The organism is uncultured Psychrobacter sp., assembly GCF_947495825.1.
Classification (GTDB): Bacteria; Pseudomonadota; Gammaproteobacteria; order Pseudomonadales; family Moraxellaceae; genus Psychrobacter.
In genome coordinates, this window is the sequence record NZ_CANMAH010000001.1 from 211,180 (window position 1) to 222,894 (window position 11,715).

The window sequence follows — 11,715 nt, forward strand, 5'->3', positions numbered from 1 at the left end:
AAAACCTAGCGGTAACCTTAGGTTTATACTCATAGTATGGTTAATACAATCCAAAAGAAGTACCAAGCAACTTAATTAAAGCGAGCGCTAATATATTTTTATAATGTATTGACTACCGTGTCTGCTGGTGTACTAATAAAGGTTAAATAGGCTTGATATTGTTCAAGCACATCGTCGATTACTTGCTGCTTGGTCAAGCCCATTAAATCATAACCGCCTGAACCGGTCTGGGTTGTCACCTCTAAACGGTAATAAACGTCAGTATTTGGCGCCATTTTGCCACTAAAAGTCGGTGATGGTGTCTCGACCATTGACACTTGATAATAAAAGTTATTCTTCGCATCGGAGGCGACTTTTAATAGTGGGCCACCAATATCAATATCGTTATCTATATGTGGAATATTATCACGGTCAATCTCATAACCTTGACGTTCAAACTCATTGGCCACATCATTGAGCGCAGGTCTCACGACACGATCCAAGTATTGTACCGCTTCACGCTTGGAAGGATAAGTCAGCATCTGCCCCAACCGCTGCTTCCATGAACGCTCTGGTATATGACCGCCACTTGGCGCTATAGAAGGACGGCGTAGCACTTTGCCTTCGTTTTCAGCGCGCTCAATTCTTAGCGCTTTAGAAAAAGATAACATCACTAGGTAGGCAATAATAGTCACTGGAAGCGCAAAGATAAGCGTGGCATACTCCATCGTAATGACCCCGCCTGCAATCAACATAGAGATAGTCAACATCGCTGTCAATACCGCCCAAAATATACGTAGCCACTTAGGACCGTCCTCGCTTGGATCGGGAATGGACGTTGAGAAGTTTGACATAACCATCGCGCCTGAGTTGGCACTGGTGATATAGAACAGTAAACCTGAAAGTGTCGCCAAAGCCACTAAAATAGTCGCTCCTGGAAATAATTCAAGCAATGCATACCAACCGCGCTCAGGGCTTTGAATGGCAAGCTCAGCGAAGGCTGTATTGCCTTGCAAAACCTCATAAAGGGCCGAGTTCCCAAAGAAAGAAACAATAATAAAATCACATAATACAGGTACAGTAATCGCTGCAATGACGAACTCACGTAGCGTACGCCCACGTGAGATACGAGCTAAAAACACACCAACAAATGGCCCCCATGCCAGCCAAAACGCCCAAAAGAACAGCGTCCAACTGCCCATCCAGTCGCTACTGCCAGGCACATAAGCAAAGGTTTTGAACATTCTAGAGGGCAAAGTCACAAAGAACTGTCCCAAATTTTCGACCAGAGCATTTAATAAGAAGGCTGTTTCGCCAGCGACAAGAATAAACGCCATCATCGCCACTGCACTCCAAAGGTTCAGCTCCGATATCCAGCGGATACCGCGATCAACGCCTGAAGTAGTCGCCAAAATGGTCAGAATAACGGCGCCAACCACCAATGCTATTTGCAGCGTTAAGCCTTCTTCTAAGCCAAATAGCTTTGAGAAACCAACGTTGAGCAGTACCACACCAATGCCCATCGTCGTCGCGACACCAAACACCGTACCTACTAAGGCGATAATACTAATACCATGACCAATAGAGCCTTTTACACGCTTACCAAGCAGGGGGTATAAAGCGGCACGAATCGATAACGGCATATTCCAGCGATAGGCAAAATACCCCATGGCCATACCAAGCAATGCATAAACTGACCAACCAGCGATACCGTAATGAAACATCGTCCAAACAACGGCATCCTGCATGGCTTCAGCACTCGCCCCATCACCAGAGGGTGGCGTTAAATACTGGACAACAGGACCAGTAACCGAGAAAAACAATAGATCAATACCAACCCCAGCGGCAAATAACATCGCCGCCCACGTGCCAAGCTTATACTGTGGCCGTGAATCATCAGGCCCAAGGCGCACACTGCCCTCTTTAGACAATGCCACCCACAGTACAAAACCAATGACCATCACCATGGTAATCACGTAATACCAGCCAAGGTTGGTTGCAATCCAGTCCACGACTGTTTTCATAGTTGTACTGGCACCAGCAGGCATAAAAATTGCCCATAATGAAAAGGCAACAATGACTAACGATGAGATAATCAGCACGCTCCAATTAATATGAGCCACGCTGTTTTCTGACAACTCTTGCGCGCCTCGTCTAAGATCGCTACGGGATATGGGTAGGTCTTCATCAAAGGGTTTAGATTGACGCTCTGTACCACCAAATTGACTGCGCTCAAACGGCGTACGTGAACTCTCAATTTGTTCGTTTGGCTTGCCAGCCTCGGTTAAATTGTCGTCATTTGGTTCGTTGGTCATTCTTATTTTACTCCCTACCTCGAGCTTAGTTTGATCGTTTGCAAAAGATCTAAATCATAAGCTAAGTAATTATATTATTTGATAATAGGATTATGTCATATACTCAGTAATTTAATAGTGGTGGTAATGTGTAATGCAGGTTTGTTATCGATGATGTTCATGGAATGAGTATAGAAAGTGTAAATGGCTAGTGATATTTAAATATATTAAAAAGCCCACCTATCTTCAAAAAGAATAGGTGGGCTTATTTAGCAGACAAATAATTTTTTAAATATCAAACTCAAGCGCTCTGTCACCATTGGCGTCTTGAATACGGGTTGGCAAACCAATCTTATTCAATAGATTGATAAAAGGCTTAGCATCGAGCTCTTCGACGTTTACCATCTTGCCCGCGTCCCATTCGCCAGTGGCGACCAGAATGGCAGCCGCGACAGGTGGCACGCCTGCGGTATAAGAGATACCTTGGCTATCAACTTCATTGTAGGCGTCTTTATGGTCTGAGACATTATAAATAAACACCTCAGTATCGACGCCATTTATCTGGCCTTTGACCTTGTCACCGATGCAAGTCTTGCCGGTATAGTTTGGGGCAAGCGAGCTTGGGTCTGGTAGTACCGCTTTGACCACTTTTAACGGAATTACTTCTTGTCCTTCGGCGGTCGTTACTGGCTGCTCAGACAATAGACCTAGGTTTTGGAGCACGGTAAAGACATTAATATAGTGCTCGCCAAAGCCCATCCAAAAACGAATGTTTGGCACATCTAAGTTGGCTGATAAAGAATGAATCTCGTCATGACCACTTAAGTAGCTGTTTTGCTCACCGACTACAGGTAGATCATCGGTGCGCTTAACTTCAAACATCTTATTCGACTGCCACTTGCTATCCTGCCAAGAGTAAACTGTACCGGTAAACTCACGGAAATTAATCTCAGGGTCGAAGTTGGTGGCGAAATACTTACCGTGGCTGCCCGCATTGATATCGATAATATCAATATCAGTCACCGAACCTGCATCCATCATGTCATAGCCCAGACGCGCATAAGCGTTGACCACACCCGGATCAAACCCTGCACCCAAGATCGCTGTGACGTTGTTGTCCGCACAGCGCTGTTTACGCTTCCACTCATAGTTGTCATACCATGGCGGCGTCTCACAAATCTTACGCGGATCTTCATGGATAGCTGTGTCAATATAAGCCACGCCCGTCTCAATACAAGCCTCTAATACGGTCATATTGATAAATGCTGAACCAACATTAATGACGATTTGTACGCCTGTGTCTTGTATTAGTTGCACAAGCGCTTGACTGTCCATGGCATCGACTTGATGAGTATGCAAGACTGCCGCTTGCTTAAAGCTACCTTTGTCTTTGACGCTTTGAGCGATAGCATCGCACTTATCTTTGGTACGTGAAGCAATGTGAATCTCGCCCAGCACATCATTATGCATCGCACACTTATGCGCAGCCACTTGCGCGACACCACCTGCACCAATGATAAGCACATTTTTTTTACTAGATTTGGTTTGATTTGTGTTCAATGAACAATCCTCCTTTGTGTCCCTGTCGATACCATTGATATTGGCTATGCAAAACAGAAACGAGTGAATGATATGCGTGAATTAAAAAGGAAGACCGAGGAAAACCCACGCACCCGTCAGGCAAGCACCATTTCATCGATGGCTGTTTGCCCGAGGCGATTATAACAATTTTTATCCCACTATCGACAAAAATAATGTAGAAAAAACCAATGAATTTAAAGTTTAAACCCTTACCCTTAAGTCTTTGTTTTTGATAACTTAACCTTAACAACGAAGCCTTATATAGTCAATCCGATATAAAAACGATACAGTGAGATGAAAAGTTGTTTTTCGCAGCATCTGTCTGCGTAGGCACAGCAAGCAAGAAAAACAACTTTTCATTGAGCGGCTTGATAGCCATGTATCTGATTTATTTGGATTCAAATATACTAAGACAAGCTGGCTTTGTAATCTTGATAATCAAATTCGCGCTGCACATCAATACTGCCATCTAGACGTCGAATCACAATCGCTGGCATATTAACACCATTAAACCAATTTTTCTTAACCATGGTATAGCCTGCCGCATTACCAAATGCGACGGTGTCGCCTACTTGCAGCTCATGCGCCAAAGCATACTCGCCAAAGATATCGCCAGCCAAGCAAGAGCGTCCGTAGATAATAGTATTGTCAGCAGCGTCTTGTTGTACTTGTTCGACAGGCATCACCTCCACTGACTCTGCATTGACAGAAGTGATTGGCGCAGACTCACGATAAATCAGCAAATCAAGCATATGCGCCTCGATAGAGGCATCGACGACGGCGAGATTTTTGTCATTGTGCATGGTGTCCAGCACTGTCGTGACCAGCGTGCCAGCGCCATGGATACTCGCCTCGCCCGGCTCAAGATAGACTTGTACGCCGTATTTTTCACTAAAGCCTTTTAATCTGTCGGCTAATTTTTCTAGCGGATAATCAGGCGCAATAAAATGAATACCGCCGCCCAAACTCACCCACTCAAGTTGCGCTAAAATATCACCAAACCTATCTTCGATATCAGCTAAGCTTGCACTAAACGCCTCAAAGCTATCATTCTCGCAGTTGTTATGAATCATGACGCCTGTGATATCGCTCAGTACCGCCTTGATTTTATCCTTATCATGCTCGCCCAAGCGGCTAAAAGGACGGGCAGGATCTGCGATAATAAAAGACGAGTTGCTGGTCTTTGGGTTGAGACGTAGCCCTACAGGTATGTTTTTTGTATGCGCCTTATCTTTAAAGGCATGCAACTGCGAAATGGAGTTAAAAATAATCTTGTCCGCGTAGCTTAATACTTCATCAATTTCATCCAAGCTATAGGCGACGCTATAGGCATGGGTTTCTTTTTTATCACTGTTATTGGCATCACCATTATTACCGAAGGTCTCATAGCCTAAACGCACTTCATTGAGCGATGACGAAGTCGTACCATGCAAATAAAGCTGCATGACATCAAACACACCCCACGTGGCAAAACACTTGAGCGCAAGCAAAGCCTTAGCACCAGACAACTCACACAGACGCGCGATAATCTGCATATTGGCAACGATTGCTGTTTCATCAAGCAAATAATAAGGCGTAGGCGGTAATGAGGGAGTGGTTTTTTCAGGGTTTATTGTATTCATAAGTGGTTACCTAATCGTTGCAGTTGGCATCATGACAGATATAAATAATTGCGCTATAGTAGACTAAATTCATTATAATTAGAATATCTTATGTCACTATCAACTGATTATTCCACCTCTGCCAGCCAAGCTAATTTATCGCAACTCGATCTAGAACATATCAATTTAGAATATCTTAACGCTGATGCGCGTGCTGTCTTAGATTTTTGGTTCGATAAAGACAATGAGGCGTATTGGTTTGAAAAAAATGATAACTTTGATAAGCAAATAAAAAACAAATTTGGCGATATTTGGCAAGCCGCCCAGCAAGGCGAATGCGTGACCTGGCGTATTGCAGACGCGCCAGCAGATAGCAACAGCTCCATCACCGCTCTAGCAGGACGCTTGGCAGAGATTATCGTGCTCGATCAGTTTTCACGCAATCTGTGCCGCGATCAAGCAGATGCTTTTGCGCAAGATGGAATGGCACTAGTATTAGCGCAAGAAGCCATTCAACAACCACATTTCGATACCCTACCCGCGCAGTGGCGCAAATTTATGATTATGCCGTTTATGCATTCTGAATCTTTGATGATTCATGAGCGCTACTTACCATTGTTTGAACAGTTAGATGACGCGATGACACTCGACTTTGAGCATCGTCATAAGGACATCATTGAACAGTTTGGCCGCTATCCGCACCGTAATGACATATTGGATCGAGAGTCGACTGCTGCAGAAGAAGAGTTTTTAAAGCAGCCAAATTCATCATTTTAAGTCTTTTCGCCTTAGAAGAAGGGCTGGATCAGCAATCTGATTCAGCCCTTCTTTTATAAAGACTCTATATAATATTTATAGAAGTCATTTAACTAGTAGTTGACTTCCCCCGTTGTGAAAGTAATTTGCTTAGACTCTTGCGTCTTGTTGTCTACCAAGACATCAAAGCTAACTTGATATTCACTATTGCCATAAAGTCCACAGTTCTTCCCTTTTCTACGTCCCGTTTCACAGCTTTGTAAACTATCAGTGAGTGGTAAGATAAAGGCTTCATTTTTCGGCAATTCATAAGCGGTTCTCTTATGAGGATCGTTACTATAATCCAATAAGTCAACTGGCACATTTATATTACGCTTGACATCGCGAAACTTAATATTGCTAATTTTAATGCTTTTGGCGGATGGCATATTAATATAGATAGGCTGCCCAATAGGATCAGTACCTAGATTACGACCTGTCCCTGCCACTGGACTTGGAAATTCATTGTAGAGCGCTGTATTGGTATCTACTACGTCAGTACAAGGATAAGTAAATAGACCCTTAACCGTACGTTTTTCTGTTTTTTGATCAGCTGATGAGGCATTAACAAAGACATAACTTTGGCTTTTGTCAGCAGCTTTACCATAAGGTTTATAAGCTATCATGCCTGAGCCTGTTTGGCTGAGGTTAGGCATTACTAATAAACGCATATGGTAAGGCGCTGCTAATAGAGATTTGGTCATCGAATGTGCCGCATAATCTGGTGATGCGACTTTACCAGCTGAGCTGTAGTAGGTAACTCTCGAAATATTTTCTACGACTCCATAAGCCAGATTTGAATATCCAGCTTTAAGCAGTCGATCTTTAAAGCTAACACCTGTAAAGAATGGATTATTCTTCCCTGTCCAATTCTTTATATCTGAAATCTCTTCTTCACCATGAGCATTAAAAATCGTCGGTCTACTATTTGAGAACACATGCTGGATATACTGTGCATGTTGTGTGGCTATTTTATTAAGCTCATCATTGTCTGCTACGCCGCCAAGCCCACAAGCCTGTCTTTGTGTGTTTAGTAGATTTGATCCTACTTGCGCGGCCCCTTTATGACTCTTACTTTCAACGTCTTTCATATCAACTTCAGATTTTAATACTGGCGATGTAGCAACAGTATCTGATGGCTCTGGAGAGGTAGTAGGTTCTGAGGATTGAGAGGTGGTAGGCTTGGATGTAGTAGATGTATCGTTGGGTACTGTTGGGTTTACTGTTTCAGGTGTGTTAGAAGTATTTGGGCTACTATTAGAGTCCTTGTCAGTGCTCTTGTTACTACTGCTTCCGCTATCACTACCACCGCCACAAGCAGTTAGAAGAAGTGCTGACGAAAGGGCCATGACAAGACTTTTCTTTGAGGTAATAAAATTCATCGTTTATCCTGTGTCGTAAAATGAGCATATTGGGTGACCATAATCAGAATGAGCAATAAGTATGCCAATTGAAGATAAATAGAACCGTTTATGTTCATAAAAAAACCGTCTGTAGCAGACGGTTCGATAAAACGTGAATTTTATAAGTTATTGAAAAGATGAATTAGAGATTGGTATTGAGTGGTGTTTTAGAGATGTTATGCGGTTTTGCTTAGGCTATTTAATACTATATAGTCGATTCTTTCTAAAAATGACATAGCGCTTTTATGGCGACTCTATCTTTCATTATTTAATGCTTTTCTTATCGGTCCAAAGCTACGACGATGCTCGGGTAGCGGACCATAAAGGGTCACAGCTTCCATATGAGCACGTGTAGGATATCCTTTATGCTTGGCAATACCGTATTGCGGATATAATGAATCTAACTGGTACATAATTTGATCACGACTGACTTTTGCTAAGATACTAGCAGCTGCAATACTAGTGTGACGTGCATCTCCTTTTACCCAAGTTTGGCAATCAATACTGGACTCAGATATACCAATCGTTGCAAGTGTCAGATAATCCAGATCTGGACAGCGATTTCCATCGAATAGTACTTGAGCTTGCAGCTCACAAGATGGGCTATCGATAGTGTTTGCACGATGCGTTGCCACTGCCGTCAGTAGTGCTTCTGTACATAAGCGCATACCGAGCATCGTCGCTTGTAGTATATTGATCTGATCGATGACTGCTGCTGGAATTTCTGCGATAACATAACCCAAAGCATGTTGCTGCACTAACGGATAGAGCTTATCGCGCTTTTTTTCGCTCAACTTTTTGGAGTCCGTCAGTATCGATAAAGGCGTATTTAGCAGTGGCTGGTTTTCTATAAGATCTGACCATATGTGCGGCAAAATTGCGCCAGCAACGTTTACACTACCAAGCAAAGGCCCACGCCCTGCCTCATCAATACCAATCTGTAGCGGTGTTATCTCTGTTTCATGTTCTCTATTTACAATCATCCGGTATAAATCGTCAGTAAGCTTTAATTGACCATGCAAACGAATTGGGGACGCTAAGTCTATAAACTGTCCTTTAATATCTATACGCGTAATATCGCTTTTAATATGAATAATATGATTATCTAAACTGGTTTTGTGACTCATGAATAGCCTACTTCTTGTACGTCTTTTTATTGATTTTTAACTAACAGTGATTTTATGACTACTTTTGGCTATTTTGAGCGAACCATTGCATGATCACACTATTGGCCGGTTCATGATTGCTTTGCCGCTGTAATGCCCGCTTAGTATCAACCAAAGCTTGCAGCTGCTCGGCATAGGCTCGAGGCTGCAATAATTTTGTGACTGTCCGGCAAATATTTTCTCCATTTGCTTGCTCTTGTATTAGCTCAGGCACGATGGCTTTTGCCGCCAGTATATTGGGCAAAGCGACATAAGGCACTTTTACCAAACGCTTTGCAATCTGATAAGTCAGCTGATTTAATTGATAAATGACGACCATTGGACGCTCAAGGAGCATGGCTTCAAGTGTCGCTGTACCTGACGCTAGCATGATAATATCAGAAGCTGCCATGGCTTGTTGGCTAAAGGCTGGCTGACTTTGGTCATAGACTACAACGATGGCTGCACGCAACTGCTCTGAGCGTCTATCAATCACATCTTGCACGATATATTGATGGTTTTGATCAACAGTCGGTATGATAAAACACAACTTAGGATCGACTAGTAATAGTTTTTGAATACCATCTAACATCAATGGCAAAATCGCTGTTATCTCGCCGCGCCTTGACCCTGGCATTACACAAATCAGCTGACTCACATCATCAAAACGCTCAACGAAAAACTGCTGTAAACCATCATTTTGCCATACCAGCTCACTACGCAGCTGATTGGTCGGGGTATTTACCAAATCTTGATTGAGAGTTCGTAATAGCGGATGACCGACGCATATCGCCGGATGATTATGGCGCTCATACACAGTCAGCTCAAATGGAAACAAGCACAACACCAAGTCGGTCGCCGCCTTGATACCATGTATGCGCGATTCGCGCCACGCCCAAATTGATGGGCTGACATACTGCACACAGAACACCCCTTTTGGTTTGAGCTTCTTTGCAACTCTTAGATTAAAGTCTGGCGCATCAATACCGACAAACCAGTCTATATGAGCAGTTTGAAAGGCTGCTAACAGCTCACGGCGCGCTTTAAGCAAGTCAGATAACTGCGATAAAACCTCTACCAACCCCATCACTGCTAGACGCGCTAGTGGAAAAATACTATGTAATCCTTGCGCTTGCATTTTTACGCCGCCAACCCCGACCCATACGATATCATCACGCAGATTGTTCATTTGCTGCATAAAGTCTGCACCCAAGCTATCGCCAGATACCTCGCCTGCCACGATACCAATCACCAATGGTTTATGCGGTAAATGCGGACTATCTTTTATCTTACCAAGCGGGTCGGCAGACGCCTCGATAGCTTGAAAGGGTGTGGCAGAATCAGTCATGACAAACTCTCAATATTAACAACGTAACAATAAATAATGAACAATTTTAAAAAATATCAAAGCTTATGTCGTAAGAATGGGATAGGAAAGCGCCTTAGATCAAACAATTAAAATAGCTAGTACAAACGAAATAGTCGGGGCTTGACTATGCAGTAAAGTATAAAACTATGGGCATTAGTCTATTATTCTTAATTCTTTTATTAAATATATTAAGTACGATTATGCATAAAAATATAGACACTAGATAAGTTATGTAGAACAAATACCATCCCTGTGTATCTCAGTAAAAGGCAAGTATAACAAAATTTTAGTTTTAACATTCCAGTTATCAGTCAATTAACTCTTCGACTGCCCTTGCCAACATGCTATTTTGTCCGCATAATGAATACCCCTATATATTAGCTAGATGAAGTAAAATCATGACAACAACAGCTACCCACAACGCAGATATTGATGACGTGAATATTGAACAATTCATCCCTTTAATCACTCCCGCTGAGTTAAAAGCTGAGCTACCTCTTTCAAACGAAGCTTATAAAACCGTTTTAAAAGGTCGCCATACTATTCAAGACATCTTAGATGGCAAAGATAAGCGTCTATTTGTGGTCATCGGTCCTTGTTCTATTCACGATATCAAGGCAGCACACGAATATGCTGATCGCTTAGCCGTATTGGCTAAGGAGGTCGAAGATACCATCTTTGTCGTGATGCGTGTCTATTTTGAAAAGCCGCGTACTACTGTTGGCTGGAAAGGTATGATTAACGACCCTGATATGAATGACAGCTTCGATATCGAAAAAGGTCTGCGTACAGCCCGTAAACTTTTACTTGATTTGAATGAGAAGGGTTTGCCTTGTGCGACTGAAGCTTTGGATCCAAATACGCCGCAGTACATGCAAGATCTGATCAGCTGGTCAGCGATCGGCGCGCGTACGACTGAGAGTCAAACACACCGTGAGATGAGCTCAGGTTTGTCTTGTCCAGTAGGCTTCAAAAACGGCACTGACGGCGGTATGACTGTCGCTGTCAATGCGATGCAAGCAGTAAAAGAAGGCCATAGCTTCCTAGGTTTATCATCAGACGGAAAAGTCTCTATCATCAAGTCTAAAGGCAACGCTTACGCGCACGTAGTCCTGCGCGGCGGCAATGGTAAGCCCAACTATGATGAAACTGCTGTAGCCCAAGCAGAAAATGAGCTTGCTAAAGGTAAAACCAACAGCAAGATTATGATTGACTCAAGCCATGCAAATTCAGGTAAAGATCCATACTTACAACCTATGGTCATCCAAAACGTCGCTGAGCAAATTCAAAAAGGCAACAAGTCTATCATTGGCATGATGATTGAAAGCCATCTAAAAGGCGGTAATCAAAAACTAACAGCAGACTTAAGTCAGCTTGAGTATGGCAAATCTATCACTGATGGGTGTCTTGATTGGGAAAGCACAGTCACTGCCATACACAACTTACGTGATACGGTTAAAGACATTTTGCCAAATCGCTAATTGTCGAACATCGATTGCTAAATACCCATTAAAAAGGCTAAACTGATATTTCAGTTTAGCCTTTTAC

8 protein-coding genes are annotated in these 11,715 nt (G+C 42.9%); 2 read left to right on the plus strand and 6 right to left on the minus strand.

The genetic code is table 11. The annotated features are described in order from the left end of the window. Positions 1 to 98 precede the first annotated feature (98 nt). From betT to nspC, 3 genes are all read right to left on the minus strand, one after another. Complete coding sequence (gene betT / locus Q0895_RS00895) at positions 99 to 2,294, minus strand: choline BCCT transporter BetT (protein ID WP_299184790.1); 2,196 nt, start codon at positions 2,292 to 2,294, stop codon at positions 99 to 101. 267 nt (positions 2,295 to 2,561) lie between these two features. Continuing rightward, a complete protein-coding gene (locus Q0895_RS00900) occupies positions 2,562 to 3,833 on the minus strand; it encodes a saccharopine dehydrogenase family protein (RefSeq protein ID WP_299184793.1) in 1,272 nt (423 codons plus the stop codon). Positions 3,834 to 4,261: 428 nt separating this feature from the next. Then, positions 4,262 to 5,476: a carboxynorspermidine decarboxylase gene (gene nspC / locus Q0895_RS00905; RefSeq protein WP_299184795.1), complete on the minus strand. Its 1,215-nt coding sequence runs from the start codon at positions 5,474 to 5,476 to the stop codon at positions 4,262 to 4,264. A gap of 90 nt (positions 5,477 to 5,566) precedes the next feature. Between nspC and Q0895_RS00910 the strand changes: the two genes are divergently transcribed. After that, positions 5,567 to 6,232, plus strand: a complete 666-nt coding sequence (locus tag Q0895_RS00910) for a DUF924 family protein (RefSeq protein ID WP_299184797.1) — start codon at positions 5,567 to 5,569, stop codon at positions 6,230 to 6,232. Positions 6,233 to 6,324: 92 nt separating this feature from the next. Here the strand turns inward: Q0895_RS00910 and Q0895_RS00915 are convergent, their stop codons facing one another. From Q0895_RS00915 to lpxB, 3 genes are all read right to left on the minus strand, one after another. After that, positions 6,325 to 7,632: a CAP domain-containing protein gene (locus tag Q0895_RS00915; protein WP_299184799.1), complete on the minus strand. Its 1,308-nt coding sequence runs from the start codon at positions 7,630 to 7,632 to the stop codon at positions 6,325 to 6,327. Positions 7,633 to 7,907: 275 nt separating this feature from the next. After that, positions 7,908 to 8,780, minus strand: a complete 873-nt coding sequence (locus Q0895_RS00920; protein WP_299184801.1) for a ribonuclease HII — start codon at positions 8,778 to 8,780, stop codon at positions 7,908 to 7,910. A 58-nt stretch (positions 8,781 to 8,838) separates the two neighbouring features. After that, positions 8,839 to 10,146 carry a lipid-A-disaccharide synthase gene (lpxB, locus tag Q0895_RS00925; protein ID WP_299184803.1) on the minus strand — a complete coding sequence of 436 codons (1,308 nt, stop codon included), beginning with the start codon at positions 10,144 to 10,146 and terminating at the stop codon, positions 8,839 to 8,841. 419 nt (positions 10,147 to 10,565) lie between these two features. Here lpxB and Q0895_RS00930 point away from each other — a divergent pair, with 419 nt between their 5' ends. Continuing rightward, positions 10,566 to 11,648, plus strand: coding sequence for a 3-deoxy-7-phosphoheptulonate synthase (locus Q0895_RS00930; protein WP_299184805.1), 1,083 nt, complete (start codon positions 10,566 to 10,568; stop codon positions 11,646 to 11,648). Positions 11,649 to 11,715: the final 67 nt, after the last annotated feature.

Coding starts and splice junctions, on each gene's coding strand:
- betT (WP_299184790.1), bottom strand. CDS start 2,294: ATGACCAACGAACCAAATGACGACAATTTAACCGAGGCTGGCAAGCCA.
- nspC (WP_299184795.1), bottom strand. CDS start 5,476: ATGAATACAATAAACCCTGAAAAAACCACTCCCTCATTACCGCCTACG.
- Q0895_RS00910 (WP_299184797.1), top strand. CDS start 5,567: ATGTCACTATCAACTGATTATTCCACCTCTGCCAGCCAAGCTAATTTA.
- Q0895_RS00915 (WP_299184799.1), bottom strand. CDS start 7,632: ATGAATTTTATTACCTCAAAGAAAAGTCTTGTCATGGCCCTTTCGTCA.
- Q0895_RS00920 (WP_299184801.1), bottom strand. CDS start 8,780: ATGAGTCACAAAACCAGTTTAGATAATCATATTATTCATATTAAAAGC.
- lpxB (WP_299184803.1), bottom strand. CDS start 10,146: ATGACTGATTCTGCCACACCCTTTCAAGCTATCGAGGCGTCTGCCGAC.
- Q0895_RS00930 (WP_299184805.1), top strand. CDS start 10,566: ATGACAACAACAGCTACCCACAACGCAGATATTGATGACGTGAATATT.